The organism is Paragemmobacter kunshanensis (genome assembly GCF_011059185.1).
In the GTDB taxonomy this organism is placed as follows: Bacteria; Pseudomonadota; Alphaproteobacteria; order Rhodobacterales; family Rhodobacteraceae; genus Paragemmobacter; species Paragemmobacter kunshanensis.
This window is the reverse complement of sequence record NZ_JAALFE010000026.1, coordinates 1-26,686: the sequence shown is the minus strand read 5'-3', so window position 1 is coordinate 26,686 and position 26,686 is coordinate 1. Positions and strand designations below refer to the sequence as shown.

The 26,686-nt window shown below is 62.1% G+C and carries 32 protein-coding genes; 16 read left to right on the top strand and 16 right to left on the bottom strand.

The window, feature by feature from the left end; genetic code table 11:
- From G5V65_RS22740 to G5V65_RS18775, 7 genes are all read left to right on the top strand, one after another.
- On the top strand, positions 1-417 hold the full coding sequence (locus G5V65_RS22740) for a FixH family protein (RefSeq protein WP_105515989.1): 417 nt from the start codon (positions 1-3) through the stop codon (positions 415-417).
- Positions 398-898: a hypothetical protein gene (locus G5V65_RS18800; RefSeq protein ID WP_165053288.1), complete on the top strand. Its 501-nt coding sequence runs from the start codon at positions 398-400 to the stop codon at positions 896-898. Before G5V65_RS22740 ends, G5V65_RS18800 begins: the two co-directional genes overlap by 20 nt.
- A 26-nt stretch (positions 899-924) precedes the next feature.
- Positions 925-1,638 (top strand): ferric reductase-like transmembrane domain-containing protein, encoded by a 714-nt coding sequence (locus G5V65_RS18795; protein WP_165053286.1) that lies wholly within the window; start codon positions 925-927, stop codon positions 1,636-1,638.
- On the top strand, positions 1,625-3,577 hold the full coding sequence (gene mrdA / locus G5V65_RS18790; RefSeq protein ID WP_165053282.1) for a penicillin-binding protein 2: 1,953 nt from the start codon (positions 1,625-1,627) through the stop codon (positions 3,575-3,577). The genes G5V65_RS18795 and mrdA overlap by 14 nt, the downstream gene beginning before the upstream one ends.
- Entirely contained in the window at positions 3,574-4,050 is a 477-nt protein-coding gene (locus G5V65_RS18785) for a c-type cytochrome (RefSeq protein ID WP_165053279.1), read from the top strand. Before mrdA ends, G5V65_RS18785 begins: the two co-directional genes overlap by 4 nt.
- A gap of 110 nt (positions 4,051-4,160) precedes the next feature.
- The gene (locus G5V65_RS18780) at positions 4,161-4,886 is read left to right on the top strand and encodes a DsbA family protein (protein ID WP_165053276.1); all 726 of its coding nucleotides are present in this window, start codon (positions 4,161-4,163) and stop codon (positions 4,884-4,886) included.
- 92 nt (positions 4,887-4,978) lie between these two features.
- The gene (locus G5V65_RS18775) at positions 4,979-5,539 is read left to right on the top strand and encodes a hypothetical protein (RefSeq protein ID WP_035714049.1); all 561 of its coding nucleotides are present in this window, start codon (positions 4,979-4,981) and stop codon (positions 5,537-5,539) included.
- Positions 5,540-5,601: 62 nt separating this feature from the next.
- On the opposite strand, the gene G5V65_RS18770 is transcribed toward G5V65_RS18775, so the two are convergent.
- Entirely contained in the window at positions 5,602-6,069 is a 468-nt protein-coding gene (locus G5V65_RS18770) for a DUF411 domain-containing protein (protein WP_035714052.1), read from the bottom strand.
- Positions 6,070-6,167: 98 nt separating this feature from the next.
- A complete protein-coding gene (locus tag G5V65_RS18765) occupies positions 6,168-6,779 on the bottom strand; it encodes a hypothetical protein (RefSeq protein WP_105515995.1) in 612 nt (203 codons plus the stop codon).
- Between the two features lie 209 nt (positions 6,780-6,988).
- Between G5V65_RS18765 and G5V65_RS18760 the strand changes: the two genes are divergently transcribed.
- From G5V65_RS18760 to G5V65_RS18750, 3 genes are all read left to right on the top strand, one after another.
- Positions 6,989-7,324, top strand: a complete 336-nt coding sequence (locus G5V65_RS18760) for a hypothetical protein (protein WP_165053273.1) — start codon at positions 6,989-6,991, stop codon at positions 7,322-7,324.
- Between the two features lie 66 nt (positions 7,325-7,390).
- Positions 7,391-8,866 (top strand): multicopper oxidase family protein, encoded by a 1,476-nt coding sequence (locus G5V65_RS18755; RefSeq protein ID WP_035714057.1) that lies wholly within the window; start codon positions 7,391-7,393, stop codon positions 8,864-8,866.
- Positions 8,867-8,927: 61 nt separating this feature from the next.
- Positions 8,928-9,449 (top strand): TlpA family protein disulfide reductase, encoded by a 522-nt coding sequence (locus G5V65_RS18750; RefSeq protein ID WP_165053271.1) that lies wholly within the window; start codon positions 8,928-8,930, stop codon positions 9,447-9,449.
- A 544-nt stretch (positions 9,450-9,993) separates the two neighbouring features.
- On the opposite strand, the gene G5V65_RS18745 is transcribed toward G5V65_RS18750, so the two are convergent.
- The 8 genes from G5V65_RS18745 to lnt all read right to left on the bottom strand — a co-directional run bounded on the left by G5V65_RS18745 (position 9,994) and on the right by lnt (position 16,242).
- A complete protein-coding gene (locus tag G5V65_RS18745; protein ID WP_165053268.1) occupies positions 9,994-10,401 on the bottom strand; it encodes a transglutaminase-like cysteine peptidase in 408 nt (135 codons plus the stop codon).
- A 780-nt stretch (positions 10,402-11,181) separates the two neighbouring features.
- The gene (locus G5V65_RS18740; protein ID WP_165053265.1) at positions 11,182-11,652 is read right to left on the bottom strand and encodes a DUF411 domain-containing protein; all 471 of its coding nucleotides are present in this window, start codon (positions 11,650-11,652) and stop codon (positions 11,182-11,184) included.
- Positions 11,649-12,812: a M23 family metallopeptidase gene (locus G5V65_RS18735; RefSeq protein ID WP_165053262.1), complete on the bottom strand. Its 1,164-nt coding sequence runs from the start codon at positions 12,810-12,812 to the stop codon at positions 11,649-11,651. Before G5V65_RS18735 ends, G5V65_RS18740 begins: the two co-directional genes overlap by 4 nt.
- Before the next feature lie 16 nt (positions 12,813-12,828).
- Entirely contained in the window at positions 12,829-13,371 is a 543-nt protein-coding gene (locus tag G5V65_RS18730; protein ID WP_206526885.1) for an SCO family protein, read from the bottom strand.
- A gap of 38 nt (positions 13,372-13,409) precedes the next feature.
- The gene (locus G5V65_RS18725; protein WP_165053257.1) at positions 13,410-13,883 is read right to left on the bottom strand and encodes a copper chaperone PCu(A)C; all 474 of its coding nucleotides are present in this window, start codon (positions 13,881-13,883) and stop codon (positions 13,410-13,412) included.
- A 3-nt stretch (positions 13,884-13,886) separates the two neighbouring features.
- Entirely contained in the window at positions 13,887-14,528 is a 642-nt protein-coding gene (locus G5V65_RS18720) for an SCO family protein (protein ID WP_241250646.1), read from the bottom strand.
- A 56-nt stretch (positions 14,529-14,584) separates the two neighbouring features.
- The gene (locus G5V65_RS18715; protein ID WP_165053254.1) at positions 14,585-14,758 is read right to left on the bottom strand and encodes a hypothetical protein; all 174 of its coding nucleotides are present in this window, start codon (positions 14,756-14,758) and stop codon (positions 14,585-14,587) included.
- The gene (gene lnt, locus G5V65_RS18710) at positions 14,755-16,242 is read right to left on the bottom strand and encodes an apolipoprotein N-acyltransferase (RefSeq protein WP_343162866.1); all 1,488 of its coding nucleotides are present in this window, start codon (positions 16,240-16,242) and stop codon (positions 14,755-14,757) included. Before lnt ends, G5V65_RS18715 begins: the two co-directional genes overlap by 4 nt.
- A gap of 421 nt (positions 16,243-16,663) precedes the next feature.
- Between lnt and G5V65_RS18705 the strand changes: the two genes are divergently transcribed.
- On the top strand, positions 16,664-17,257 hold the full coding sequence (locus G5V65_RS18705; protein ID WP_165053248.1) for a L,D-transpeptidase: 594 nt from the start codon (positions 16,664-16,666) through the stop codon (positions 17,255-17,257).
- Positions 17,258-17,342: 85 nt separating this feature from the next.
- On the opposite strand, the gene G5V65_RS18700 is transcribed toward G5V65_RS18705, so the two are convergent.
- On the bottom strand, positions 17,343-18,668 hold the full coding sequence (locus G5V65_RS18700) for an Nramp family divalent metal transporter (protein ID WP_165053245.1): 1,326 nt from the start codon (positions 18,666-18,668) through the stop codon (positions 17,343-17,345).
- Between the two features lie 119 nt (positions 18,669-18,787).
- Between G5V65_RS18700 and mntR the strand changes: the two genes are divergently transcribed.
- Positions 18,788-19,246, top strand: a complete 459-nt coding sequence (gene mntR / locus G5V65_RS18695) for a manganese-binding transcriptional regulator MntR (RefSeq protein WP_165053242.1) — start codon at positions 18,788-18,790, stop codon at positions 19,244-19,246.
- Positions 19,247-19,252: 6 nt separating this feature from the next.
- Here mntR and G5V65_RS18690 read toward each other — a convergent pair whose 3' ends face one another.
- From G5V65_RS18690 to G5V65_RS18670, 5 genes are read right to left on the bottom strand one after another with little or no spacing between them, the layout of a single operon-like run.
- The gene (locus G5V65_RS18690) at positions 19,253-19,912 is read right to left on the bottom strand and encodes a DsbA family protein (RefSeq protein ID WP_165053240.1); all 660 of its coding nucleotides are present in this window, start codon (positions 19,910-19,912) and stop codon (positions 19,253-19,255) included.
- The gene (locus G5V65_RS18685; RefSeq protein WP_165053237.1) at positions 19,909-20,346 is read right to left on the bottom strand and encodes a disulfide bond formation protein B; all 438 of its coding nucleotides are present in this window, start codon (positions 20,344-20,346) and stop codon (positions 19,909-19,911) included. The genes G5V65_RS18690 and G5V65_RS18685 overlap by 4 nt, the downstream gene beginning before the upstream one ends.
- Entirely contained in the window at positions 20,333-20,818 is a 486-nt protein-coding gene (lspA, locus tag G5V65_RS18680) for a signal peptidase II (protein ID WP_165053234.1), read from the bottom strand. Before lspA ends, G5V65_RS18685 begins: the two co-directional genes overlap by 14 nt.
- Positions 20,815-21,453 carry an isoprenylcysteine carboxylmethyltransferase family protein gene (locus G5V65_RS22735; RefSeq protein WP_165053231.1) on the bottom strand — a complete coding sequence of 213 codons (639 nt, stop codon included), beginning with the start codon at positions 21,451-21,453 and terminating at the stop codon, positions 20,815-20,817. Before G5V65_RS22735 ends, lspA begins: the two co-directional genes overlap by 4 nt.
- The gene (locus G5V65_RS18670) at positions 21,443-23,755 is read right to left on the bottom strand and encodes a heavy metal translocating P-type ATPase (protein WP_165053228.1); all 2,313 of its coding nucleotides are present in this window, start codon (positions 23,753-23,755) and stop codon (positions 21,443-21,445) included. Before G5V65_RS18670 ends, G5V65_RS22735 begins: the two co-directional genes overlap by 11 nt.
- Before the next feature lie 89 nt (positions 23,756-23,844).
- On the opposite strand from G5V65_RS18670, the gene G5V65_RS18665 reads away from it, so the two are divergent.
- From G5V65_RS18665 to G5V65_RS18650, 4 genes are all read left to right on the top strand, one after another.
- The gene (locus G5V65_RS18665; RefSeq protein ID WP_165053225.1) at positions 23,845-24,285 is read left to right on the top strand and encodes a MerR family transcriptional regulator; all 441 of its coding nucleotides are present in this window, start codon (positions 23,845-23,847) and stop codon (positions 24,283-24,285) included.
- The gene (locus tag G5V65_RS18660) at positions 24,282-24,617 is read left to right on the top strand and encodes a YnfA family protein (RefSeq protein WP_165053222.1); all 336 of its coding nucleotides are present in this window, start codon (positions 24,282-24,284) and stop codon (positions 24,615-24,617) included. Before G5V65_RS18665 ends, G5V65_RS18660 begins: the two co-directional genes overlap by 4 nt.
- 487 nt (positions 24,618-25,104) lie before the next feature.
- Positions 25,105-25,500 (top strand): FixH family protein, encoded by a 396-nt coding sequence (locus tag G5V65_RS18655; protein ID WP_165053219.1) that lies wholly within the window; start codon positions 25,105-25,107, stop codon positions 25,498-25,500.
- Positions 25,501-25,586: 86 nt separating this feature from the next.
- Entirely contained in the window at positions 25,587-26,615 is a 1,029-nt protein-coding gene (locus tag G5V65_RS18650; protein WP_343162865.1) for an efflux RND transporter periplasmic adaptor subunit, read from the top strand.
- The last annotated feature ends 71 nt before the right edge of the window (positions 26,616-26,686 follow it).

The following is a 26,686-nucleotide window of genomic DNA, read 5'->3' as shown; positions in this document are numbered from 1 at the left end:
GTGCTCGCAGTGGCGCTTGCTCTGGGCGTCTTTGCCCTTGTGGGCGCGTTCATCTGGACTACGGTGCGCACGCTCGATCCGCGAGACACCGTTGCGGATCAGAGCGAGCCGACGGCCGAAGTGTCGGAAGTCCTTCCGGATGGTCGGATCGACGTCCAGGTCTATGCGCTCGGAAACCGGGACGTCCGTCTCGATATCCAGTTCACGCCGGATGCCGATGCCATCGAATCTGCCGCTATGCGGCCGGACGTGAACTTCGCGATGATGGAGATGCATATGGACGGCTTTGATCCGCCGCTTCAGTTAGTCGAGGCCGGGGTCTGGCGAGCAAATCTCAAGTTGCCAATGGCTGGACGGTGGGTGGTCAGTGTTGGCTTTGGCGAGGATCGCGCAGAGGTTGAATTTGATGCACAGTGACGGACCGACACAACAGGCAAGGCACGATGATACCCTGCACCGGGGGTTTCGCGGCATCGCCGTCGGCATCGCGATGTTCGCTGTCCTCGGGACGGTGACGGCAGTCTGGGCGAACCCCCTGTTCGTCCGCATGACTCCGGTTGGTCCGTGGGAGTTCGGGGCCACTGTCCTGACGGCACTCTTGGCCGGAGTGACGGTCGCGCTTTGGGTTCCCCGATGCCGGCTGCGGACATCCGGGGCAGGCGGTCTTGCGAGCTTCCTCGGGATCGCCTGTCCGACCTGCAACAAGGTCCTGATGCTGATCTTCGGCGGGCCGGCGCTGCTCGCATGGTTCGATCCGGTCCGGCCCTGGCTCGCGGCAGCCGGGGTCATCACCATGGGCTTTGCTGCCTTTCGCACATGGCGCGCGTTTCGCGAGTCCCGATCCGACCTTCAGATTGTCGGCGGCGTTGAAACTCCCATGACGGGAGGCCCGCTGTGACAGCGTCAACTGGTTTGCGGTCAGCGATGCGTGGGCTGGCCCGGAAGACGCTGGTTCGGCACACGCTCGTGGCCATCCTTGCGACGGGGCTCGTGCTGGGCTTTGCGGCGGTTCACGCGCAGTTCAGCCCGATGCATCGATGGAACCGCGCCTTCGGGGATGCCTCGCTGGTGCTGATCGCGCTGTCGATGGCCTTCGGGCCGCTGACCCGCTTCCTGCGCGCAGCGGTTCCGCTGCTGCCGTTCCGCCGTGAGATGGGTATCCATGGCTGCCTTCTGGTGATCGTCCATGCGGTGATCATCCTCGTCGGCTGGGTTGAATGGGATCTGATGCGGCTTTTCGGGTTCGAATGGCATCCCGACCTCTTGGTCTATGTCATGTTCCAGCATGGTTTCGGACTTGCCAATGCCATCGGGATCGCGGCCCTCGTCCTCGCGGTGCTGCTTGCCGCCACGTCGAGCGATTTTGCGATGCGGCGTCTGGGACTGTCAGGCTGGAAGTTCTTGCAGATGGGCGTCCTGCCGATGTGGTGGCTGACCGTCGCCCATGTCGCCTACTTCCTCTTCATGCATTTCCTGAGCTTCCATCGGGCAACGCCACCGCCGAATCCGCTTCAGCTCTGGTTCGTCGGGCTGGTGGTTCTGGTCCTTGGTCTGCGCGCGGCGGCTTACCTGAAGACCATCCGCGCCATGGCCCCGTCCGAACTGCCGGGAGAGGAGGTAAGCCGTGCGTCGATCTGAACGCGATCTCGCGCAGGCGGCAAAGAAGATGACCCGGCGATCCCTCCTGCTGGGTGGGGCGATGTCCTCGGTGGTCAGCGTTCTGGGCTTTCGGATGTGGCAACTGGGCGTCCGTGATGCCGAACAATACTACCTGCTGGCCGAAGAGAACCGGATCAGCCTGCGGCTGGTACGTCCCGACAGGGGGCGCATCTTTGACCGTGCTGGAAAGATCATTGCGGATAACGAACAGGCCTACCGCATCACGCTCGTGCGGGAGGAAGCACGGGATGTCGAAGATGTCCTCGAGAAGCTGCGTCTACTCCTTGGTTTAGACGAGGAGACACTGACCAAGGTCCGCGAGCAGACGGCCCGTGTGCGGGCCTTCGTTCCGATTACGGTAAAGGACCGGGTCACCTGGGACGAGCTTTCCATCGTGGCCTTGAACTCCCCCGTGCTTCCGGGCGTTCACCCCGAGATGGTCCTGTCCCGTGTTTATCCCTTCGGGCCCGATTTCGCCCATCAGGTCGGCTATGTGGGACCGGTCAGCGACAACGATCTGGAAAACGAGGCTGCCGACAATGAGCCACTGCTCCGCCTTCCCGATTTTGAAATCGGGAAGACCGGGGTCGAGCGCAGCCATGAACGCGCCCTGCGCGGCCTGCCGGGAACCCAGCGGGTTGAGGTCAATGTCTCCGGTCGCACGATGCGCGAGCTGGCGCTCGACCCTGCTACCTCGGGCCCCGACATGCAGGTCACCCTCGACCACCACCTTCAGAACTTCATGCGCGTCCGCCTTGAAGGGCAAAGTGCCGCCGCGATCGTGATGGACGTGACGAGCGGCGATCTTCTTGGCTGCACCTCGGCGCCGTCCTTCGATCCGAACCTCTTCGTCCGCGGGATTTCCAGCCGCGACTACGGCGCGCTCCGCGACAGCGAATTCCGCCCGCTCTCCGACAAGACGGTGCAGGGGGCCTATCCGCCGGGATCGACGATCAAGATGTCGAATGCGCTGGCCGCGCTGGAAACCGGGCTGATGGACCCGGAAGAGACTGTCGCCTGCAATGGCTATGTCGAGATCTCCGGCCGCAGGTTCCACTGCTGGAAGCGCGGTGGTCATGGCCGAGTGAACATGGTCGGCGCGCTGCGCGAGTCCTGCGACGTATACTTCTATGAGGTCGCGCAGCGCATCGGCATCGACGGTATCTTCGCGATGAACGACCGGCTGGGGCTTGGCCAGAAGTACGACCTTCCGCTGTCCGGCATGGCGCATGGCAACAACCCGTCGCGCGCTTGGAAGCAGGAAAGGTATGGGCAGGACTGGCTGATAGGGGACACCATCAATGCCTCAATCGGCCAGGGCTTCACGCTCGCCTCGCCGATCCAGCTTGCTACCATGACGGCGCGACTGGCGTCGGGGACCGCCGTTCTGCCGCGTCTGGTGCGGCCGTTTGGCGGGCAGGACCAAGACAATCCTGATCCGGCCCCACTCGGTCTGTCGGCCGAAGCACTGGCCATCGTGCGACAGGGCATGTTCGAGGTCTCGAACCACGAGCGCGGGACGGCCTATGCCTCGCGCATCGCCGATCCGGCGCAGGCGATGGCGGGCAAGACTGGAACGAGCCAGGTCTTCTCTATCACCGCAGCTGAGCGGGCCGCAGGCGTCCGTTCGCAGGACGAGCTGCCGTGGAACCGTCGAGATCACGGGCTGTTCGTGGCCTTCGCACCGTATGATGCGCCCCGCTTTGCCGTCACGGTCGTGGTGGAGCACGGTGGCGGCGGGTCAACGGCCGCCGCGCCAATTGCGCGCGACATCATGCTGTTTGCGCAGCATGGCGGCTTGCCCCCCGAGGACGCCTATCCGACATCGCAGAGGGCGCGCGTGCGGGAGGACCTGGCTCTCTTGTCCGAACGCATCCTGCCGCCGGACGGCACGACGGCTACGGTGAGCCGGACATGATGCACTGGCTCAGAAGGGCGTGCTCCCTTAGCGTTCTCGGAGTCGCCGTCGCCGCAACCCCCTTTGTACTTTCGTCGGTTCCAGCCCGTGCGTTTTTTCACGACACGCCCGACATCGAAGGTGGGCGTGCCATTTACGCGGCCAGATGCGCCTCCTGCCACGGTGCCAATCTGGAAGGGCAGCCGGACTGGCAGTCGGCGAGGGAGGACGGCACCTATCCCGCGCCGCCCCACGACGAAACCGGCCACACCTGGCATCATGGGGACGCGATGCTGCGGGACTACATCCGCCGCGGGGGGCAGGCGGTGCTGGACGATATGGGGGTCGACTTCACCTCCGGCATGCCTGGGTTTGGCGACGAGCTGACCGAAGACGACATCGAAGCCGTCCTCGCCTATATCCGGTCAACCTGGCCCGACCGCATCCGCGCCGCGCAGGCTGAACGTAGCCAGTTGGAAGCAGGGTCGCCTTGAAGCCGCAAGCAGGTCCGCCGACCTCCCGATTTCCGCTTGCCTCTCTAGGAACTAGAGGGTGCAGACCGCCTGAAACTCAAGATCTACATCCGTAACAAAAGGCTCTTCCCATGCGCGTCACGTCAATCCTGCTTGCCATCACGCTCGTTTTCGCTCCCAGGCTCGCCCTGGCGCAGGAGATTACCGAGGACCGGATCAGGGAACTGGTCGCCGAAACCTTGCGCGAGAACCCGGAGCTTGTGCTCGAGGCGCTCCAAACGCTGGAGGCGCGCCAGGCAGAGGCCCAGGCCGCCGCTGCCGCCGCGACCCTGGCTGACGAGCGCACCCTGCTGGAGCGCGACCCCAACGCTCCGGTCCTCGGCAACGCGGAAGGCGACTTAACGGTGGTGGAGTTCTTCGATTACAACTGTCCCTACTGCAAACGCGCGATGTCCGAAATCGACGCCCTGCTGGCCGAGGACGGGAACATCCGTCTTGTGCTTCGGGAGTGGCCCATACTCAGCGAAGGGTCAGCGATCGCGGCGCGGGCCGCTTTGGCCGCGCGGAAGCAGGGCAAGTATGCCGAATTGCACAATGCGTTGATGGGCGCACGCGCCAAGTTGGAGGAACAGTCGGTGCTGCGGATCGCGGGCGAGGTCGGGCTCGATGTCGAGCAGCTCAAGGCCGACATGCAATCGCCCGAGGTCGAGGAGCATATCGCCACGTCTATGCGACTGGCCGAGGCGCTCGGCTTCAACGGCACGCCGTCTTTTGTGGTAGGCGACCAGCTGATCCCCGGTTTCGTCGAGAAGGCGCAGCTTGCCGAAGCGGTGTCAGCGGCACGGGCTGTCGAATGAGTGCCCGTATCCCACGCCTTCCTGTTATCCTTCTTTGGCGGCCCTTCCCGGTCAGAGTGACGGTCTTGGGCAGGATCGGAAAATCCGTCCTCGTGGCCGCGGTGTGGATCGGCCTTGCAGGGTTTGCTTGGGCGCATTCGTTCACCGTGAGCCTTCTGGTCGTCGGCGAGAACGTCGAGGAAAACCTTGCAGAGGCCGTCCGCGGTTTCCTGCTGGCAGCGGACGAACGGGACGGGCACGCCAACGAAACGTCCGACGGGCATCTCGGCGGGGTTGATGTGCAGATCTTGCCGCTTCCACGAGATGCAGCCGGGCTGGTCGAAGGCCTGTTCGGCACGCCCGACGAGCCGACCGATGTCGTGATTGTCCTTGGCCCCGAACCTTTGGCCAGCGATGCCGCGCGTGCGTATCGGTCGGCAACTACGGTCTTGCAGCAGGCCGTTCCGCCGGACGGGTGGGACAGTGACGACGGAACCGACAGTTTCGTGTCGCGCTATCGGGTCGCTTATGGCGCGACGCCTGGTGTGATGGCGGCAACGGGGTATCATGCGGCTCGCAGGCTCGACGTCGCGATCAGACCTCTGGACGGTGTGGTCCCGCAAGACGCGCTGGAAGACGGCTGGCGATCAACCGCCTCCGGTCTGCCCTGGTGACCAAAGCACCAACAGTGCCAGGCGTCATTGGCACTGGACAGACCTCAACCGGCTGATCGAGATCAGGCTGCGGCGTAGCTCGTGAAGACACTGCCGCTGCCGTCCGTGCCGACGAGGATGACGTCATAGGCCTCGCGCTCGGTCTCGGGGCCCATGCCCGGCGACCCGTAGGGCATTCTGGGAACGGAGAGGCCGACGGCAGCAGGGCGTTCAGCCAAAAGCCGCCGGATGTCGGCAGCGGGCACATGCCCCTCGACCGTGTAGTCGCCGATGGTGGCGGTGTGGCATGAGGCGAGGGTCTCGGGAATGCCGCGCTCGCGCTTGAACGCCTCAAGCTCCTCGATGCTGCGTTCCTCGAAGGTCACGCGAAAGCCGCTGTCGCGTAGATGTCCGATCCACCCGTTGCAGCAAGGGCAGCCTGGATCCTTGACGACGTGGATGCTTTCGTCACCCCCGGCAAGGGCCGGGGTTGCCGCAATTGCGGCCAGCCAAGGAACAGCGGCGAGAACCGTGCGCCGGGACAATGTCATGATGTCGGCCTTTCAATGAGACTCTTCTGCAACCATAGCTCCGGGCGCATGAATTCGCGAGCAAAGTCTGGTGAACCCGGCCACCGATCACTGAAATGCTACTCTAGCCGCGGATCCCCGGCCTGGACCAGCAGAACGCCATGGTTCTCGTCGGCGTCATCGTCGGTGATTGTCCGTGTGGCGACGCCAGGCAACTCGGCAAACGCCTGCATCATCCGCTTCGGATACCAGGTCATCGGCAGACTTTCAAAACCGGGCACGCCGTCGAGCACCCGCGACAGCGCGATGGTGCAGTTCGCCTTCGGCACCGCGCCATAGGCCATCGCCCGCTGCATGATCAGTGCCGCGACCTCGGGCGAAACCTCGACGGTCTGTTCAACCACGTCGTAGGTCTCGCGGGCGTGGTAGTCGATGTAGAAATCCACCATCTTCGGGGTGATCCCGTAGTGTACGTCGTTGCGTTCGGGCAGCCGGGGATGCCGCCAGGTGCCAGCCGGATCGAACAGCACGCGCTGCGATCCGTTGATCAGCAGGCCCGCATGAGCACCCGCTCCGCTGCGTGTCGAGAGTACCGTGTAGAGCGTGACCGAGGTCGGGCCGGGATGTTCGTAGCGCGCGGCGGCCACGGCCTCATCGGGTGCCCAGATCGGCTCGGCGCCGCAGGACGCCAGGCCAAGGATTGCCGCAAGGGCGAGGAGAAGCTTTTTCATCGAGTCGCTGTCCCGCGTTTTCTTGCAGGTTCCGCGCAATTGCGATGGATACCAGTAAACTCTGCGACAGTGCGACGGAGGATTTGGAAACGCGGCATTGATGCCGCAGACATTCGAGGCCGGGTGCCGATCAGGGACACCGAACTGTCAGATGACGGGAGCAGCCAATCCTGATAGATACATAAATCATGGCTTTGTCGTCGTTTCGCATGCGTGTCCTGATCCTCGCCGCATATCTGGTCGCGGCGATCCTGCCCGTACTGGCACTGGGCGAAGGACGGCAGCAGTTCCAGGACGACCATGCACAGATGATGGCCATGGCCGGTCATCTTGCGCAGATGCCGGGGATGGGCGGTGCGGACGACGTGACCCAGCAGTTGCTCTGTCAGCAACACTGCATGTTCGCCGCCGCGGCCTTTCCTGCGCCGGACCGGGTTCCGGAAACTGTCGCGCGGTCTTCCGATGGTGAGGTTGGTATCGTCATGCTTCCCACCTCGCTGGCCATTCCGCCCCCGGGGCGGCCTCCCAAGATCGCCGTGATCTGAGCCTACGGTTCTGGCATTCGCCGGGGACCATTTGTCCAATTCACGACACGATACAGGAGAATTCGCATGTCGCCCCTTTCTCGCCGCGGCTTTCTGGCCGCTTCTGCGGCCACGGCCGCTTCACTGGTGCTTCCCGCACGGGTCTGGGCCCAGTCCGGCCGAATGTCGCTGACCGCCACCACCCGCACCATCGACGTGCGGGGGAGAGCCGCAACCGTCTGGGGGCTTCTGGACGGCGCTGGCCGGTCCGGCCTTGTCCTCGATCCGGGCCAGGCTTTCGCCGTCGATCTGACAAACACGCTTGGCGAGGCGACGATCATCCACTGGCACGGGCAGATTCCGCCGAACGCGCAGGACGGCGTCCCCGACCTGCCGATGCCGGTCCTTCAACCCGGCGAAACCCGGGCCTACGATTTCGCGGCGCGACCGGGCACGCACTGGATGCATGCCCACATCCCGGCGCATGAGATGATGCTGCTTGCAGCACCTCTGGTCGTGCGGCGTCCCGAGGACGTTGCTGCCGACCGGCAGGAGGTGACGCTGTTCCTGCACGACTTCGCGTTCAAACCGCCCGCCGAGGTCCTGGCAGAGATCACCGGCGGTGCATCCATGGCCGGAATGGACCACGGCCAGATGGGGCAGGGCGGCATGGACCATTCCGGAATGGACATGGGTGCGATGGGTCAGGGGGACATGATGGCGATGCCGGGCATGGACGGCATGGCGATGGACCTGAACGACTACAACTTCGACGCCTATCTCGCCAACGACCGCACACTGGACGACCCCGAAGTGGTTCAGATCGACAAGGGCGGGCGGGTCCTTGTCCGTATCATCAACGCTGCGGCGGCGACGGTTTTCTGGATCGATACCGGCATCCTGCCGGGGCGGCTGGTAGCGGTCGATGGCGAGCCAGTGCAGCCCCTGCCCGGCAGCCGCTTTGGCGTCGCAATGGGCCAGCGGCTGGACGTCGAACTGGATGTGCCGAGTGATGGCGGGGCCTTCCCGATCCTTGCCCTGCGCGAAGGTGCCAAGGAAAGGACGGGTGTCATCCTTGCCACGCCGGGCGCGGCGGTGACCAGGATCGCCGAGATGTCGGAGGCCGACCATCCCGCCTTCAGCGGCGATCTGGCGCAGGAGGCCGCCCTGCGCGCCGTCACCCCGTTGCCCGAACGCGCGCCAGCCTCGCAGCCGATGCTGATGTTGGGCGGCTCAATGATGCCCTATATTTGGACGATCAACGGGCAGACCTGGGGCACCCACGTTCCCGTCACGGCGAAGACCGGCGACCGGGTCGAGATCATGTTTCACAACATGTCGATGATGGCGCATCCGATGCACCTGCACGGCCACGCCTTCCAGGTGGTGGGTATCGGCATGGACCGGATCGCGGGGGCGGTGCGCGACACGGTGCATGTGCCGCCGATGGGCATGGTGACGGTTGCGGTGGACGCGGGCGAGGTGGCGCGGTGGATGCTGCACTGCCACCACATGCCGCATCTCTCGACCGGCATGATGACCGAGTTCGCGGTGTCGGCCTGACGCACGCCCGGACCCGCAGCCTGTATGCGGGTCCGGGCCCTTTCCCGGAGAGAGCGGACCCATGCCAACACTTATCGGCCGCCGTGCCGTCCTTGGTGCACTCGCCGCGCCCTTCCTTGCAGGGTCTGCCGAGGCTCGCCCACCCTTCCGGCTGCTCAAGGATCCGCAACCGCTGCTGTCTCCGCCGATCCTTGACGAAGCTGGCACTACGCGGAAACTCGACGACTTCGCCGGCCGGGTGATGCTCTTGAACATCTGGGCGACCTGGTGCCCGCCCTGCAGGGAAGAAATGCCGACACTTGACCGGCTCCAGTCCCGGCTGGGCGGTGCGGATTTCGCGGTGCTGCCGCTGTGCATCGACGACGCGGGGATCGGCAGGGGGCGACGCTTCTACGACGAGATCGGCATCGTCGATCTGCCGCTCTATTGGGCCGAAGCCCTTCGGGCTCAGCTAGCCCTTGCCTTCATCGGCCTGCCGACAACCCTTCTGATCGACCGGCAGACCCGGGAGATCGGACGCCTTCAAGGTCCGTACGCATGGGACAGCGAGGACGCCGTTGACCAGATCGTCGGTGCCCTCTGAGGGATAAGTCGGTGTTGGTCGAAGACCGTCTGCCAAAGATCGGACCCCGGGCGGATGTGATTTCAGGCCGCCGGATAGCTGGTCAAAATCTCAAGTTCGCGATAGCGCCGGATCAGTAGCACGTCATCGCATCGCGGTTTTCTTCTGACCCAATCCGGGGCCTCGGGTTCTGTTTGAACGCGACGCTGGCAACTCGAAAGGATCAACGGTCAAGCGTTGCTCAACTGCAACATCCTACCTTAGTGCGGCATTCTCTCCTCTAACCGTAAGACGAGGTCAACAGGGCTGATCAGTCAATGATGAAGCAAAGCAATAACGAAAAAGATGAGAATCGCGTCGCGGAGCGCCCGCGACGGGCATCGATCTTGCGGCGACTGGTCGTGGGCTATCCTTCCAGGGCCGGCAGTTTGGAGATCGGAAACTTCGCGCTCTGAATTGCTCTTGGTGCGCAATCAGATTCTGGAATTGAAGCGTCCAAAAAACGTTGTGAGATTCAACACAATCGAGTTGAAAGGTATGCCACAGAACGCCCGTCAAGACATTCTCACCGAAGGAAAATCCCCCCTGCCATAACTGAAACCCATCGGTTGGGCTTGCGAGGGTCCTGCATTCTTAAAAAGGTATATCCTGTCTTGTGCCAAGGTACGATCTTGTTGGTTAGGTTGTCCAAGACGAGATCATTGGCGCCAGTGCGCACGACGAGAACGGCATGAGACGCTCTGTTCAAATCAAGAAGAGTTGCAATCAATAGCTGCTCGGCCGGAAATCCAGCGCGCGTCAATTCGTACTTCTTGTAAAGGGCATAGTCTTCGCAATCACCCTTTCCTTTGGTCGGCAGCGTCCAGCGTTCAGCGATACCGTACTGTTGTAAGTCACTCACGGAACGAACCGACTGATTGATCTGAGTGTTAACTTTCCGCAGCTCTTTAAGTTGCAGCGCGCCAATCTTCAATGTGCGACCAGATTACGCACAAGCCCAAACGTAAACATTGCACACATTTGACGCCCCATCTGGAGCTGAGGTGACTGCCCCTATCGGTAGCATTTCAGTGTCAGTCTGTCGGCTATCGATCGCGAAGGAGGGTTGAGGCGAGAGAAATGCAAGAGTTGTGGCGAGGAGAGCCAGTCTTGATCGCACTTTGTGTGATAATTCACTTACTTTTCTGAGAAGTCGCATAGGTGCCCCCCGCGCGTTTCATAATCGAGCGATGTCAGTTAACGGGTGCGCATTGGCAACTGTGCGGCTACTTTTGGGCTTTTTCTAGTAAGCTCACTATTACTCTCTTAGTGCTGGTTGACCCCGCTAGTTCGTCTATCATTTAAGCCGAGTTCAGATAGCTTCGGTCAGAGCCTATAAATGCGCTTGATCGCGCGATTGACAATTGGTTCATGCTCCCAAAGTTGGGGTGGGTCACGAGCGGCTTGTTCTGGTTGTCTGCAACTCAGGTCGAGCGGTTGCGGCCATTCTCCTCAAAGTCGCCAAACCAGCGGCGAGCTGATTCTTGACGGGTACTGAGCGGGATAGTCTGCCGACACCTCAATATTCAGGTCGTCAGATCTGTCCCGGCGTATTTGGCTGCTTTACAGCGCCTACGGCAAAAATTGACGCCGATAATCCGACGTTGTGCTGAAACCTCGGTTAGTCAAAATAACGTGACCGGACGCCATTTTCTGCGTGGACACCAAAAGACGCACAGGCAGTTTGGCTGATCCGATACGATCGCGGTTCATGTCAGGCGGCCGGATAGCTTGAATAAACTTCCAGGCTTCCATCCCGACGAACCAGCAGGACATCGTAAGCGTCTCGACTGTCTTCTGATCCCATGCCCGGCGAGCCGTAAGGCATGCCGGGCACGGCGAGGCCAACAACGTCAGGACGCTCGTCAAGAAGCCTGCGGATATCCGCAGCCGGGACATGGCCTTCTAGCGCATAGCCGTCAACTGTGCCCGTGTGACAGGAAAACGCTTTTGCTGGTATGCCTTGATCCATCTTGAAGCGGATTAACAAGGTTCCCATCGACACCTCATCCGTAACCGTGAACCCCTGTTCGCGCAGATAGTCCACCCATGCATCGCAACATTCGCAGCCACGCCCCTTTACGACATGGATCGGCGGTTCTTCCTCTGCTCTTGCAGCAGGGGCTATGGCCAAGGCGGTCGCTGCCAGAATGACCTCGCGGCGGCCGATACGATATTCCTTCATCCACGTTCCCCGTCATTCGCTGGCATGAAGCCGGTTTCGCTGCGCCAGGTGGCGAGTGCATCGAGATCTTCTGCCGAAGCAATTTCTTGTTCCGGCAGGGCATCCTGGTCTTTCGGGTCGACCGGTCGGCCGTCGACACGAACTTCGTAGTGAAGGTTGGGGCCGCTCACGAGCCCGGTCGCGCCGACTGCGCCGATCTCGTCTCCAGCCTTGACCCGTGTCCCCACGCGAACGCCTTCGGCAATTTCGGAGAGATGCGCATATCGCGTCACGACCCCGCCGCCATGATCGATGTCGATCGTGGTGCCATAGCCGCGGATCGTTCCCGCAAAGATCACGCGTCCGGCGCCGGTCGCAGAGACTTCCGTTCCCACGGGTGCAGCGTAATCGATTCCGGTATGCATGCGAACCCCGCCCAGTACAGGATGGTTCCGTCGGCCGAAGACTGACGACAGGCGGGCGCCAAGAATGGGTGCTGCTGAACGCTGCACGGCTTCGCCGTCCTCGAAAACGATGACTGGGCCAGCGGCTTCGGTCGCAACGAGTTCAAGGACGCGATCAGAAAGCTCCAATCGAGCGTAACTCAGGCGCGGCTCGCCCGCGATGCTCCCATCGGGCAGCTGATCTTCCTGCCAGACAAGAGCGAAAGTTTCTCCGCCTTTGAGGTCGCGTCTAAAATCGACCTGACCCGCAAGCAGCGCCGTTAGGTCAACTGCAAATCGTTCGGGTGCATTTCGCGCCATCAGGGCGTCATAGAGAGTTCCGTCAAGGGTCAAGGTCTCCCGGCGGTCCGTTTCCCGAACCGGCGGTTCGCGCCGTTGTGCCGCGATCGGCCCGTCGAACGAGAGAGCGATCTCCACACCATCTTCCACAAAAAGCGACAGGCGTGTCAGCGATGACGGATCTCCGGACGCCGCAGTCCATTCAATTCGGTGGCCAGGTCGCAGGTCCGTCAGGTCGTACACACCTGAGAGCGCGAGGGCGGCTTCTGCCCGGACCGCCCCGGGAATTCCTGCGTGACCAAGGACGCTGTCCAGGGTGTCACCGGGGGCGATTGTGGCTTCGAATGCCATAGGCAAATGCGCCGTCGGAGGATCGGCCACTGCCTGGAGCGGGGCAAATGACGCGAGAGCAAGGATCAGAAATGCGGAGCGGATCATCTGGCAGAATGACCTTTCAACTGAGGGTTCGGCGGATTTTGGGAACGGCGAAGCGCCGGTCCTCGTGAAAGTCGATGATGCTCGCTAAGCGCCCATCGGGGTGGAACAGAAATACACCGGCGGTATGGTCCATCGTGTAATCACCGGCGTCCTTGGCGACGCGGCGATAGGTTGCGCGAAAATCTGCGGCCGCCTGAGCGACCTCGTCAGCAGGGCCCGTCAGCCCCATGATGCGTGGATCGAAGTTGCTCACGTAATCCGCAAGGACGTCTGGCGTGTCCCGCTCCGGATCGACGGAAATCAACGCCACGATCAGACGATTTGCGTCGGCACCCAGCTCCTCGAGCCAGAGCGATATGTCGCTCAATGTGGTCGGGCAGACGTCCGGGCACCAGGTGAAGCCAAAGAATACCATGACAGGGCGACCGGCCCAGTCAGAGGGTCGGACCAAGCGACCCTGGTGGTCGGTCAAGGTCCAGGTCATCTGACCGATCGGCACGGGCAGGACCTCGCTGCGGCTTGGCCGATTGCGCGTGCGAAAGGCCCCGACGCCCAGCATGAAGGCGACGGCTCCGACTGCCCCTCCCGCACCCAGGATTACTGCCCTGCGTCGGCGCAATCCGGACCCTCCGCACGCAACGAGAGGACAACGACATTCACGGTAACCTCACCAGCCTTTTCGAAGGAAAGGGTAACCGGAAAGCTGTCGCCCTCCTTGAGGGCTGTCGTCAGCCCCATCAGCATGCCGTGGTAACCCCCCGGCGCGAGCTGCACACTCTGACCGGCAGGCACCGGGATTGACATCGCATGGGGCATCGATGCGATGCCATCCTGTACGACAGTCTCGTGCAACATCGGCATTCCGGCTGCTGGCGTCGCGATGCCAACAAGCGCATCGTCGGAGGTCCCGGTGTTCTTGATCTCCACATAGAACACGCCGGGTCGTCCCGCGCCGATCGTCACCTTGGACCAAGCGTGTTCAACGGTAAGATCGCCGATTGTCACGGTCTCACAGGCCATCGCGGCAGGCGCAGAGAGGACGAGTGCTGTGGCAAGAAGGAAGTGTTTCATAGGTCAAAGTCTCGATTGAAGGTCGGAAAGGATTTCGGGCGCAGATGTGCCGTAGGTGAATTGACGCAGCCACGCGCCATCGGGGCCGATGAGATAAAGGCCAGGACTGTGCGCCATCGTGTACCCGTCCGGCGATGAGGTGTCGGCCTCTTGCTCGTAGAAAATCTTGAAGCTTGCGGCCGCAGACTTTGTTTCCTCTTCGCTTCCTGCCAAACCAAGGATCGCTGGATGAAAGGCCGTTGTGTAGTCGGCCAGCCCCAGACGCCTGTCCCGTTCGGGATCGATCGAAATGAAAATCGGCTGCACCGATCCCGCGGCAGATCCAAGATCATCCATGACCTGAGCGACTTCGGAGAGGGTCGTCGGACAGACATCCGGGCAGCTTGTAAAGCCGAAGAACACCAACAGGAACTTTCCGCGGAATTCGGCAGTCGTGCGGATGCGGCCTTCGCTGTCTGCAAGCGCGAAGGAAGGCGTAAAGGCTGAATCAACTGCTGCGGTGTCGTCCGTTGCAGGCCACCACCGCACCGCCGAAAACGTGATGACCGCCGCAGTGGCGGCGATCCAAAGGATAATCTGATGAGAACGAAGACGCATGAACAGTCCGGAAAGCGAGATCAGCTTTTCGTCTAGAACCTCGAGCAACTAGAGGTTCAACCGACAAAAAGGTGAGGATTTCCGGACCGGCGAGGTTTCGCCGATCAGGCTGCCCCAAGATACCTTGCGAGGGCGATTCCAAGGAGAGTGCCGAACAGCCCGAAGGCGATGGCGAAGCCTGCGCCGTACTGCAGGCGGTCGAGGGTCTTTCCGCCCCGCCGCCGTGCAACGAGGTAACCCCAAAGGAACCCGATGATTGCGAAGAGCGGCCCGATCATGTCGATGCACCTTTAAGGTTTGCCTGTTGCCGTCGGGCCCAGTAGCCACTGATCGTCCATGAAGTGAGCATGAGAAAGAGAAGCGCCCAGTCTCCGAAGCGGGCGTAAATGGTTGCGGGCAATGGGCGCGGCAAGCGGATGTCGATCACGCCTGACGTGTCGATTTCGAGCATTGCCAATGTCGCTCCGTAGGAATCAACCACCGCCGAAATTCCCGTGTTGGCGGCCCGCACCAGAGGCAGGCCCTCTTCGATGGCCCGCATCCGGGCCGATGCCAAATGCTGCCATGGCCCGATCGAGGCACCGAACCAGGCGTCGTTTGTCGCGTTGAAGATCCAGTCCGGTCTGATCGCATCATCGACGACATGTCCGGGAAAAATGATCTCATAGCAGATTGCGATCCCCGCATAGGGGTGTGGGCCGAACGCCAGTGTCCGCGGCCCTGGCCCTGGCGTGAAATCTCCGAGCGATTGAACCAGACGCTGAAGGGGCAAAAGGTTTCGCCACGGAACGTACTCACCGAACGGAACGAGATGATGTTTGGCATAGCGTGTCAGAATGGTGCCGTCACGAGAGATAGCAAGCACGGCATTCCGGTAGACTGTCCCGGCCCCGGTTTCCTCCCGTTCCGGGCTTCCTGTCAGCAAGACGCCGGTCTCGGGCAAGAGCCAGCCCAACATTGCCCGGGCACCTGCATCCTCTGCCAGGAACCCTGGCCAAGCAGTTTCCGGCCAGAGCAGAATGTCGAAGTCGCCAAGCCGGGCCGAAAGCGCGATGAGTTTCAGGATGTTTGCGTTTCGGGCGGCATCATCCCACTTGGCACTCTGTGCGATGTCCGGCTGAACGACACGGATTTGCGCGCCGCGCTCTGACGGCACATCGGCGAGCAGCAAGCGCATCGCACCAAATGCGGTCACCGACAAGGCAATCGCGCCCGCGGTGGCGAGGCGGCTGATGCGTTTCCCGTCGGCGGCCGAGACAAAAGCCAGTCCGGCCAGCGCGGCGCAGAGCACCAGAAGAAATCCCAGGCCGTAGGTTCCGACGACAGAGGAAGCCTGCGCGGCGACCGTCCAGTCAGAGAGTGTGTAGGCAGCTAGGTTCCAGGGAAACCCGGTGAGAACATGGCCTCGCAGCCACTCCGTGGCGGTCCAGCTTGTCGCCATCGAGAGTGCCAACGGCAACCCGGCGCGTTCCATCCGTGCCGCCAGAGCGCAGGCCAGGGCAGGAAAGACCGACAGAAGCGCCGAAAGACCAAGAACCGCCGGCAGAGCCAGCCAACCGAACCGGTCCGCCTCAACCTGAAAACTTTCGGTGATCCAGAAAAGCCCGGACACGAATTGACCGAGGCCGAAGAAGTATCCCAGCCTGAACGCGATGAAACCGGATGCGCCACGCACCAATACTGCCAGCAGAGCGAAGGCGATCAGCGCAAGTGGCAGGATCGAGTATGGCTGCAGAGCCAAGACGAAAAGGGCACCTGCCACGATGGCGGCCCCCAAACTGGCCCAGCTTTGGATGGGCTTCCTGCTGGAAAATTGGCGTGCGTCTGGAAAGAACAATCGTGCCACAACCCCTGAATTAGGGATGACGGCTAACTGCTCTAGTAACTTGAGGTGCAATGCGTCTGTTCGCAGATCACAGCATTGTCAGACTGGTGGTAAAGTGATCGATTTTCGATGTGGGCTTGAAACTGTGGAAGGATTGTCCGCTCTGAACAGGACGACCAAGAGGTGGCGGGACATATTCGTCGCCTGCAAGCCGCCAGATAACCTAGCGTACGGTTGCGGGGAGAAAGGATGGTCGCGCTCATCGCCCCCGAATGCTGACTGCTAACGGCTGTTTGATTTGCCTCGTCCACGAGCGAACGATACTCGCACTCGCAAAAAGCGCTTGAAGGAGTGTTCCATGACCAGCGATTTTATGAAGCGGCGGGCTTTGCTGAGGGGAGCAATCGGGGTGGCCAGTTTTGCAGCCCTGCCAGCCTGGGCGCAGGAAGGCAGCACGGAGTTTCAAGCTCCTGTCTCCAGCAGTGTGCGGAACAACGTGTCCAGCTTCCGGATGCCTCAGTGGCAGGACTACTTTGAAAATACCCGGGGTGGCGCAATTCTCGCGGACACCAAGTCGCGCGCACTGCACTATTGGTCAGAGGATCAGTCGGTCTACCGGCTCTATCCATCGTCTGTCCCTCTGTCCGAGGAACTGACCCGGCTCGGGCGGACCGAGGTTGTCCGCAAGGCCGTGAACCCGCCGTGGCACCCGACGGCATCCATGCTCGAGCGCAACCCGGACTGGCCGAAGATGGTGGAGGGTGGATCCAAGGACAACCCATTGGGTGTCCGGGGATTGTATCTGTCATGGCCGGCCTACTTGATCCACGGCACCCACGACACTCGAAAGATCGGACGCAGGTCATCGAATGGCTGCATCGGTCTGTACAATGAGCATGTCATAGAACTCTACGACATCGCACAAGTAGGCACTCAGGTGCTGCTGATCTGATTTCTCTGCCAGGCCACGCCCTTGGACTTCAAGCGGGATTCCGTGACCGGTTTCACCTTTGGTTTCCGGAAGGAGCTGGCTGGCGTTAGCCCAACAGAACAGTGGACAGCAGGTTCACGTTTAGCACGATGATCACCGCCGCGATCAACCAGCACAAGGCAGTCAACCACCGCGGAGCCACCAGTTCGCCCATCTTGGCGCGGCTGGCGGTGAACATGACCAAAGGCACGATGGCAAAAGGCAGCTGGAATGACAGCACGACCTGACTGAGGATCAGAAGCTGCCCCACGCCTTCGGTGCCATAAAGCAGGATCACGAAGATCGCGGGCACGATCGCAAGGCAGCGGGTGATGAGCCGCCGCGCCCAGGGGGCGATGCGCAGATTGATGAACCCTTCCATGACGATCTGGCCTGCCATGGTGGCGGTGACAGTGGAATTGAGGCCGGCGCAGAGCAGCGCAACCCCGAACAGGATCGGCGCCAGCGATGACCCCAGCAAGGGCTCCAGGAGCAGATGCGCCTTGTCGATCTCGGCCACATCGTTTTCGCCGACGGTGTAGAACGCGGCGGCGGCAAGGATCAGGATCGATGCGTTGATCGTCAGCGCGAACATCAGCGCGATGGTGCTGTCCCAGGTCGCCAGCCGCAGCGCCTCGCGCTTGGCTGGCAGATCAAGGCCGAAGGCGCGGGTCTGCACGATGCCGGAATGCAGATACAGATTGTGGGGCATCACGGTCGCACCGATGATCCCGAGCGCCAGATAGAGCATGGTCGGGTTACCGAAAATCTCGCGGCTGGGGGCAAACCCGGCGATGACCTCGCCCCAGACCGGATCAGCCTGCGCGATCAGCACGACGAAACAGGCGGCGATCAGCGCCATGAGCGAGATGATCAGCGCCTCGATCCATCGGAACCCCTTGTTCTGCAACCACAGGATCAGGAATACGTCGGCGGCGGTGATGAAGATGCCGATCTCCAGCGGGATGCCGAACAGCAGGTTCAGGCCGATGGCGGTGCCGATCACCTCGGCAAGGTCGGTGGCGATGATCGCCCCTTCCGCAAGCACCCAAAGCGGGACCGACATCCACTTGGGGAACGCATCGCGGCAGGCCTGTGCCAGATCGCGCCCCGAGGCGACGGCAAGCCGGGCGCACAAGGATTGCAGCAGGATCGCCATGATGTTCGACAGCAGGGCCACGAACAAAAGCGTGTAGCCAAAGGCCGCCCCGCCTGCGAGCGAGGTCGCCCAGTTGCCGGGGTCCATGTAGCCCACGGCCACAAGGTATCCGGGGCCGATGAACGCAAGGAAGCGCCGGAACCGACTGGTGCCGCCATTGCCAACCGCAATGCTGCGGAAGACCTCGGACAATGAAGGCGTCTCACGCTCTTGTCGCCAGGCGTTTGCGGGCATGGGTTGATGCTTTCTATGGTCGCAAGGTCGCACCAAAGTCTCGGCGCATAAAGTTAGACATTGCTAACAATCAGTGGCGCAACTTTACTTGTCAATCCTCCCTGTGCGACACTGAACTGATGACACAGCACGATCTTGACCCCCAGACGCAGCCCGCAACCCATGACCGCCCTACCGACGCGCGCGCAGAAGCGTTTCAGGGCGTGCGCGAGGCCCGCAGCCGAGAGTTGGCCGAGGACTATGTCGAGCTGATTGCCGAACTGATCCACGATCACGGCGAAGCTCGCCCGGTGGACATCGCCGCACGGCTTGGCGTGAAAGTGCCGACGGTGAGCAAGACGCTCGACCGCCTGGCGCGGGAGGGGCTGATAACACGCGCGAAGTATCGGTCGGTCTTTCTGACAGATGACGGGCGTTCGCTGGCAAAGGAATGCCGACGGCGGCACGAAATCGTGCTGCGCTTTCTCATCAGTCTGGGTCTCGATCCCGAGACGGCGGAACGCGATGCCGAGGGCATTGAGCATCACGTCAGCGAGCGTACGCTGGCCCTGTTTTCGGCCTTCGTAAGCCGGTCCTGAACGCCGTCAGCTATTCTCGACCGCGAACCGCACATCGGCGATCAGGCTGTCGGCGCTGAAGTTTTCCAGCCGCTTGCCGTTCAGGAAGAACGTTGGGGTCTGACGGATGGCGAGTGCTTCGACATCTGCCGTGTCCTGGTTCAGAATGCCGGTGATCCCCGGAAAGAACTGGTCGGTTTCCGCCTTCTCCAGATCGAGACCTGCGGCACCAGCGATTTCCCAAGCGACATCCATCTCTGGCGAGCCATGAACGGCCCAGCCGGGCTGCTGCTCCAAAAGCGCGTCCAGAACCGATTCGAACTTGTCCTGCATCCGCGCAGCTTCAAGGATGCGCACCGCCTCGTCCGAGCCTTCGTGGAACACAGTGTAGCGCAGTACGACGCGGACCTGCGTTGGAAACTGCCGCCGGATTTCCTGCACCACCGGGTGGTAAGCGCGGCAGGCCTCGCAGGAGGGGTCGAAAAACTCGACCAATGTGACGGGCGCATCGGCGGGACCGAAGCTGGGGGAATACTCTCGAACCAGAAGTGCCTGATCTGCGATTGGCGTGGCGGCAGCCATTGCCTCTGCCTCGGCTGCGCGGCGACGATTCAGGATGATGGTGCCACCTGCAAAGGCGGCGAGCCCGAGTGCGGATGCTCCGATCAGGAGGTTGCGACGATTCATGGGCGGTGTCCTTTCGGCAGGAGGAGACAAACAAGGATCGCCACGAAGGCGACCGCTGAAAGATAGGGGATGGGCAGGCCGAGGATCATTTGCGCTTCGCCGGTGCAGGATGGGCCATTCTCGGTGCAGGGCACGACCGGCGCGGGCAAGATGCCGGCGTAAAGGCCCGAATGCCAGGCCGCCAGCGCCAGCCCGGTCAAGACCAGCGGCAAGGCGTAAGTGCGCGCCATGCCGTCCCCACGCCACAGCGCAATGCCAAGGATCGGCACCAAGGGGAACATGGCGATGCGCTGATACCAGCAGAGCGTACAGGGCATCTGTCCCAACACTTCGCCGATAAAGAGCGCGCCAAGCGTCGCCGCCAACGCAATCAGGAAGGCGGCGATCAGTGAGAGATCGTCGCGCGACAGACTCTGCGGGTCAGCTTTGGTCAAGAACTGGCTCCTTGCGGCGTCGAAGGGGAAGAGAGGCGGCAAGGATCAGGACCGCGCCCAGAGTGATCGCAATATCGGCGAAGTTGAATGTCGGCCAATGCCAGTCGCGCCAATAGAAATCAAGAAAATCGGTCACGGCACCCTGTCGCAGGCGGTCGATGATGTTGCCAAGCGCGCCGCCCACCACGAGAGCAAAGCCAGCCCGTTCCAGTGCGTGGTGCGCGCGGAAGGCCATAACGGCGAAGGCTAAAGTCAGAGCGCCAGTCAGCGCCGCCATCAGGAGAGGCTTGCCCGCCATGATTCCGCCCATCATGCCGAAACTCGCACCCTCGTTGAAGCCAAGGGTAAGGTTGAAGCCCGGAACGACTGGGACGGCAGTCCCCTGCGACAGCAGCGACAGCGCCGCTGCCTTGGTCAGCTGATCGGCCAGAACTGTTGCAACGATCAGGGAAATCAGCATCGTCCGGGTCATCGTGTTGCCTTGCGGTTTAAGCCGATCCAGCGCGGGACCGATGCGGCGTAACGGTCATAGTCAGGCCCGATTGCGTTACGCAATGCGGCCTCTTCCGACCGGACTTGCGTGCTGGCCGACCAGAGAAACAGGATTGGCGCGAGGACTGTCGGGACTGCCGGAACCGCCATCGCAACACCTGCCAGCAGGGCAAACTGACCAACAAAGGTCGGGTTGCGGCTAAAGCGGTAGAGCCCGTTCGAGACCAGATCGCCGGTCTCGCCGGCTGTCACGCCGACGCGCCAGGACGATCCCATCGACATCTGTGCTGCAAAGGCGACCATTGCGCCAAGACCTGCGACAAAGACTCCGATCAGGCCGAGGAAGATGGCGCGCCCCTCAGTCCAGAGCGGATCGACCTTGTGTATTGCGGGTACGGCGAGCCAGAGAAGTGGCCCGAAAAAGGCAAGCGCAAAGGCCGCACGAAACCCCATCGCGGCCAGACGGTCGCGTCCCGTGGCGCGCGAAAACAGCCAGACGGATCGCCCCGCCGCTTGCGTCGCCAAAGCACTGCCCCAGAAGAACAGAGCCAGATAGCCGAAAAGAAGGGCCAGCGCGGCCCAGCCAAAACCCGAGATCATGATGTCAGCTCTCACGCTCAGGGTTGAACCGCAGCAGGCGCAGGGCGTTCAGGGTCACAAGCACTGTCGCCCCGGTATCGGCCAGGATCGCGATCCACAGGCCGGTCAGACCGAAGACTGACGTCACCAAAAACACGGCTTTCAGGCCAAGGGCGATGGTCACGTTCTGGCGGATGTTGGCCATTGCCGCGCGTGACAGCCGGATCGTGGCCGGAATGTCGGTCACCCGGTCGCGCAGGATTGCAGCATCGGCGGTTTCCAGCGCCACATCGGTGCCCGATCCCATCGCCACGCCGACCGACGCCTGTTTTAGCGCCGGCGCGTCGTTGATGCCGTCGCCTATCATCATTACGCCGCCCTTGGAGCCGATCTCGCGGATATAGGCGAGCTTGTCTTCGGGCAGCATGTCAGCCTCGAACTTCAGCCCAAGGCTTCCGGCAATTGCAGAGGCCGTGCGCGGGTTGTCCCCGGTAAGGATCACCGAGGTCACCCCCATGGCCGTCAGCTGGCGCACAGCGTCCTTGGCATCCGCGCGCGGTTCGTCCCGCATGGCAATCAACCCAAGTGGGGTCTTCTCGCGGAACACCGCAACAGCAGTCTTGCCATCCTCCTCGAAGATCGTGGCCTGCCGCAAACCAAGGCCTTCAAGCCCACCATGTTCCATCGCGTAACGCGGAGAGGCGACCCATGCGGGCGCACCACCCACCGTCGCGACCACGCCTTTGCCCATCAACGCCTTTGCATCCTGCGACGACAGCGCGGCCACGCCTGCGTCCTTGGCCTTGTTCAGGATGGCGATGGCGAGCGGATGGCTCGACCCCATCTCGACCCCGGCCGCAACGGCCAGAAGCTCGGCTTCGGTGGTGGACCCAAACGGCACGACATCCGTCACCTGCGGGCGGCCATGTGTCAGCGTCCCGGTCTTGTCGAAGGTCACGACATCGACCTTCGCCGCCGCTTCGATCACGGCACCGCCTTTCATCAAGAGGCCGCGTCGCGCACCGGTGGACATGGCCGAAGCGATGGAAGCCGGAACCGATATGACCAGTGCGCAGGGGCAACCGATCAGTAGAAGCGCCAGGCCACGATAGACCCAGGTATCCCACGGCTGGCCAAAAGCCAGCGGCGGCACCAGGACCACCAACGCTGCCACGGCGACGATGGCGGGCATGTACCAGCGGCTGAACCGATCAATGAAGCGTTCGGTCGGCGCGCGCGCCTCTTCAGCTTCTTCGACCAGACGGATGATGCGGGCGATGGTGTTGTCTTCCGGCCCCTTGGTCACTTTGATACGCAGTGCCGCCTCGGTGTTGATAGCCCCGGCAAAAACCGCATCCCCCGGGCCGCGCGTCTTGGGCACGCTTTCACCAGTGACCGGGCTTTCGTCGACGCCAGAGGTGCCGTCGGTGATCTCACCATCGGCCGGAATGCGATCGCCGGGGCGCACAAGCACGGTCTGGCCCACGGACAGGCTTGCGGCAGGCACCTCGCGGGTGCTGTCGCCTGTGACCAGTTGCGCTGTCTTGGGTACAAGGTTTGCCAGCGCCCGGATGCCGTCCCGTGCCTTGCCTGCGGCGACGCCTTCCAGCACTTCGCCCACGGCGAACAGGAACACCACCAGCGCCGCCTCTTCGGCAGCATTGATGAAGAGCGCGCCGACGGCTGCAATCGTCATCAGGCTTTCGATGGTGAAGGGCTGACCCATCCGCAATGCCGCAAAGGCGCGCTGCGCTACCGGGGCCACCCCGATCAGACAAGCGGCGACGAAGGCCCATTTGCCGATCTCGGGTGCCAGATACTCGATAATCCAGGCAGTCCCCAGCAAAAGTGCAGTGAAGATCACCAGCCTGCCCTTGGCGGTCTGAAACCACCGCTTGCCCCGGTCAGCGGGGTCGTCATGGATATGGCCGGGGCTGCCGTGGCTGGCCTCGTCCTGCTTGGCGCCGTCTACCTTTGGGCCATGATCGTGACCATCATGGTCGTGTCCCTCATGATCGTGTTTGGCGTGATCGACATCCGGATGCGCGTCGGTCTTTTCGGCCGCAACCTGTGCGCCGGGCAGCACGAACTCTTTCTTCGCCGATGCCGTACGTGGCGCAATCTCGTAGCCTAGTGCGCGGACAGTCTTTTCGATCCTGTCTTTCCCGGTCTGTGCTTCGTCCAGCGTCAGTCGCAGGCGCTCGGACATGATCCCGACCTCGACGCCACTTACTCCCGGCAGACGCGCGACAGCATCCTTGATTTTTGTTGCGCAGGACCCGCAGTCCATGCCTGTTACGGTCCAGTCGCAGGACGTTTCGCGTGCAGCTTCCGACATCGTTATTCCTCCTGCCGCAGGGCGGGCAGTTGATTTCATCGAATCAGTAACCTAATGTCTCTAGCAACTATAGCTTCAAGGGGAATCTGATGCTGACCATCGGAAAATTGGGCGACGCGGCCGGGGTGAAGGTTCCAACGATCCGCTACTACGAGCAGATTGGCCTGCTTCCCGAAGCTGAACGCAGCTCGGGCAACCAGCGGCTTTATGGCCGCAAGGCGATGGAACGGCTCGCCTTCATCCGGCATGCCCGCGATCTGGGATTCACGCTGGAAGCGATCCGCGACCTTCTCAGCTTGTCGGACAGACCTGATCAGTCCTGCGCTGCAGCGGACGCCATCGCAAGGGCCCAGTTGGTCGAAGTTGAACGTCGCCTTGCGCGCCTGACCGCGCTGAAAGCCGAACTCGAGCGCATGGTCGTGCAATGTGCGGGCGGCAAGATTGCCGATTGCCGGGTCATCGAAGTTCTGGGCGACCATTCGCTTTGCGCAACCGATCATCGGCATCCGGAGACAGAGCCGACGCCATGACCACAGCTGCAACGCTCACCATCTACGCCGGCGCCGCTCTTGCCGAGATCGCCGGTTGCTTCGCGCTCTGGGTTTGGATGCGACAAGGAGCGAGCGCACTCTGGCTGGTTCCTGGCATCCTCAGCTTTGCGGTCTTTGCCTGGCTCCTTACCCTCGCGCCATCGGATTTCGCTGGGCGTGCCTATGCGGCCTACGGTGGTGTCTACATTGCCGCCTCCCTTGGCTGGCTCTCGCTTGTCGAGAAGCAGCGCCCGGATGCGTGGGACGTGACCGGTGCCGCGATTTGTGTGCTCGGCGCTGCAATCATCCTCTTTGCGCCCCGGGCAGCCTGAGCAGCAACTGCACTCCGTTCAACCGGATGTGCGTTGCCGAATTTGTGTCCGCATGTCATGGGTTCTTAATGTCCTGGATTGTCCGATCATTTCTGTCGGTGCTTTTGGCTGTGTCCCTGATCGGGGCCACAGTCAGTGAGGTATCGGCCGGACTTGCGGCAGAGATCGCGGCGGCTGCCGACCCGTGCTGCGAAGGCGATTGCCCTGACGATCAGGCATGCGGCGTCGCCTGCGAAATGATGGCGCGTGGCGGAATGACAATGCTCGCCCTGGCGCAAGTCCCCGGGCTTTCTGTGACCGACGAGGCATCCGCTGCAACCCTGATGCTCCCTGACGTCCATCTACCATCCGGGCTTCCACCGGATGGCTTAAGGCGACCTCCCCGCGTTTGACCCTGCCGCGTGCGTGAGCACGCGGATGATGCCGTTTGCACCTGCGCCAATTGGCTTTGCGGGTGCGCTATCGCTGCAATCAAAGGGTCTTCCTCATGACAAACATGTTCCGCCGCACCTGCGGCTCCGTTCTTGCACTTCTCATTGGCGCATCTGCCCTGTGGGCAGGTGCAGACGACTACCGTTTCGAGATTGTCTCGACCGACCACCGTGTCGGATCAGGGGTGACGATTGAACTTCGTCTGACTGATCTTCGCACCGGCCAGCCCGTCGAGGGCGCGGTCATCTATGCGACACGCATGGATATGGCCCCCGACGGGATGGAGATGATGACCTCACCCGTCACCGCATTGCCGACTGTAGTTCCGGGCATCTACCTGTTCAGCACGGATCTCACCATGGCGGGGGGATGGCGGTTTTCGGTGGCGGCAAAGGTGCAGGGTGAACCTGAAACTGTAAAGGCAGAGCTGGAAATGCGAGCCGAGCCATGAGAGCATTTGGCAAGTTGACGGCCGCAGTCCTTGTCGCGGGAACAGCCGGATGGGTCGGGCTGACCGCTGGCGAAAAGGGGATCACCGTGGCCAGCCTGATGGGCATGGCCAGAATGCAGCTTGCTGTGTTGATGGGCAATGATGCGGCCGCCATGCCGGGTGTCGATGCCCCGCAAGCAGAGCCAATCGGCCCGGTGATCTACTGGAGGCATCCAGACGGATTGCCCGAATGGTCGTCATCCCTCCGGCAAACGGCGGATGGGCGGGTCTTCTTGCCTGTCCTGGCCAGCGAGGACCTCTCGCTGGGCCCTGCTCCTGAGCCCTCTACAGAAATGGCTATGGTGGAAACAGGGGAGCGGACCATCCTCTATTACCGTAACCCGATGGGCCTGCCCGACACCTCGCCAGTGCCGAAGCAGGATTCGATGGGGATGGACTACATCGCCGTCTATGACGGCGAAGACAACGATGACGGTTCGGTCACCGTCAGCCCCGGTAAGTTGCAGCGCAGCGGAGTTCGCACGGCCGAGGCGGTGCTGGCCCCCCTGGCGGCCACATGGCGCGCGCCGGGAATCGTGGAACTGGACGAACGCCGGATCAGCGTGATTTCGCTGCGCGCCGATGCCTTCATTGAAACCGTTGCCAATGTGACAACCGGCAGCATGATCAGGGAAGGCGCGCCGCTCGTGACGCTCTATTCGCCCGAGATCGCTGCCGCCCTTGCACAGTTCCTAACCGACGTGCGGTCGGACGGGCGGTTAGGGGAGGGCGCGCGGCAACGATTGGAAAACCTCGGCGTGCCGGGCGAGGTGATCGACCGCATTGCGACTGAGGGCCAGACGACGGTCAGTATTCCGATCATGGCCCCGCGCAGCGGCGTGGTGCTGGAGAGGATGGCGGTCGAAGGCATGATGTCGGAGGCGGGCGAAACCCTGTTCCGCATCGCTGACACCTCGACCGTCTGGGTGATCGCCGAAGTGCCTGAAGCGGCCCTGATGGAGATTGTAGTCGGAGCAGAGGTTCGCGTGAGTTTTCGGGGCCTCACGGATGGTCCAATTCCGGGCCGTATCGACACCATTTACCCCGAAGTCGACATGATGACCCGTACGTGTTGATTTGCGCTGAGAGCTGACCCGGTTGGGCTGAAGATTTCCATTGAGATTTGACCCATGTGACCCTTCCCCGA

Bases quoted from the DNA above. Each gene is read 5' to 3' on its own strand.
- G5V65_RS18785 (WP_165053279.1), top strand. From the start codon at position 3,574: ATGATGCACTGGCTCAGAAGGGCGTGCTCCCTTAGCGTTCTCGGAGTC.
- G5V65_RS18670 (WP_165053228.1), bottom strand. From the start codon at position 23,755: ATGTCGGAAGCTGCACGCGAAACGTCCTGCGACTGGACCGTAACAGGC.
- G5V65_RS18705 (WP_165053248.1), top strand. From the start codon at position 16,664: ATGACCAGCGATTTTATGAAGCGGCGGGCTTTGCTGAGGGGAGCAATC.
- G5V65_RS18770 (WP_035714052.1), bottom strand. From the start codon at position 6,069: ATGACATTGTCCCGGCGCACGGTTCTCGCCGCTGTTCCTTGGCTGGCC.
- mntR (WP_165053242.1), top strand. From the start codon at position 18,788: ATGACACAGCACGATCTTGACCCCCAGACGCAGCCCGCAACCCATGAC.
- G5V65_RS18735 (WP_165053262.1), bottom strand. From the start codon at position 12,812: ATGATCCGCTCCGCATTTCTGATCCTTGCTCTCGCGTCATTTGCCCCG.
- G5V65_RS18765 (WP_105515995.1), bottom strand. From the start codon at position 6,779: ATGAAAAAGCTTCTCCTCGCCCTTGCGGCAATCCTTGGCCTGGCGTCC.
- G5V65_RS18750 (WP_165053271.1), top strand. From the start codon at position 8,928: ATGCCAACACTTATCGGCCGCCGTGCCGTCCTTGGTGCACTCGCCGCG.
- G5V65_RS18760 (WP_165053273.1), top strand. From the start codon at position 6,989: ATGCGTGTCCTGATCCTCGCCGCATATCTGGTCGCGGCGATCCTGCCC.
- G5V65_RS18665 (WP_165053225.1), top strand. From the start codon at position 23,845: ATGCTGACCATCGGAAAATTGGGCGACGCGGCCGGGGTGAAGGTTCCA.
- G5V65_RS18730 (WP_206526885.1), bottom strand. From the start codon at position 13,371: ATGCTGGGCGTCGGGGCCTTTCGCACGCGCAATCGGCCAAGCCGCAGC.
- G5V65_RS18725 (WP_165053257.1), bottom strand. From the start codon at position 13,883: ATGAAACACTTCCTTCTTGCCACAGCACTCGTCCTCTCTGCGCCTGCC.
- G5V65_RS18660 (WP_165053222.1), top strand. From the start codon at position 24,282: ATGACCACAGCTGCAACGCTCACCATCTACGCCGGCGCCGCTCTTGCC.
- G5V65_RS18795 (WP_165053286.1), top strand. From the start codon at position 925: ATGCGTGGGCTGGCCCGGAAGACGCTGGTTCGGCACACGCTCGTGGCC.
- lspA (WP_165053234.1), bottom strand. From the start codon at position 20,818: ATGACCCGGACGATGCTGATTTCCCTGATCGTTGCAACAGTTCTGGCC.
- G5V65_RS18655 (WP_165053219.1), top strand. From the start codon at position 25,105: ATGACAAACATGTTCCGCCGCACCTGCGGCTCCGTTCTTGCACTTCTC.
- G5V65_RS18715 (WP_165053254.1), bottom strand. From the start codon at position 14,758: ATGATCGGGCCGCTCTTCGCAATCATCGGGTTCCTTTGGGGTTACCTC.
- G5V65_RS18755 (WP_035714057.1), top strand. From the start codon at position 7,391: ATGTCGCCCCTTTCTCGCCGCGGCTTTCTGGCCGCTTCTGCGGCCACG.
- G5V65_RS18700 (WP_165053245.1), bottom strand. From the start codon at position 18,668: ATGCCCGCAAACGCCTGGCGACAAGAGCGTGAGACGCCTTCATTGTCC.
- G5V65_RS18690 (WP_165053240.1), bottom strand. From the start codon at position 19,912: ATGAATCGTCGCAACCTCCTGATCGGAGCATCCGCACTCGGGCTCGCC.
- G5V65_RS18780 (WP_165053276.1), top strand. From the start codon at position 4,161: ATGCGCGTCACGTCAATCCTGCTTGCCATCACGCTCGTTTTCGCTCCC.
- G5V65_RS18740 (WP_165053265.1), bottom strand. From the start codon at position 11,652: ATGAAGGAATATCGTATCGGCCGCCGCGAGGTCATTCTGGCAGCGACC.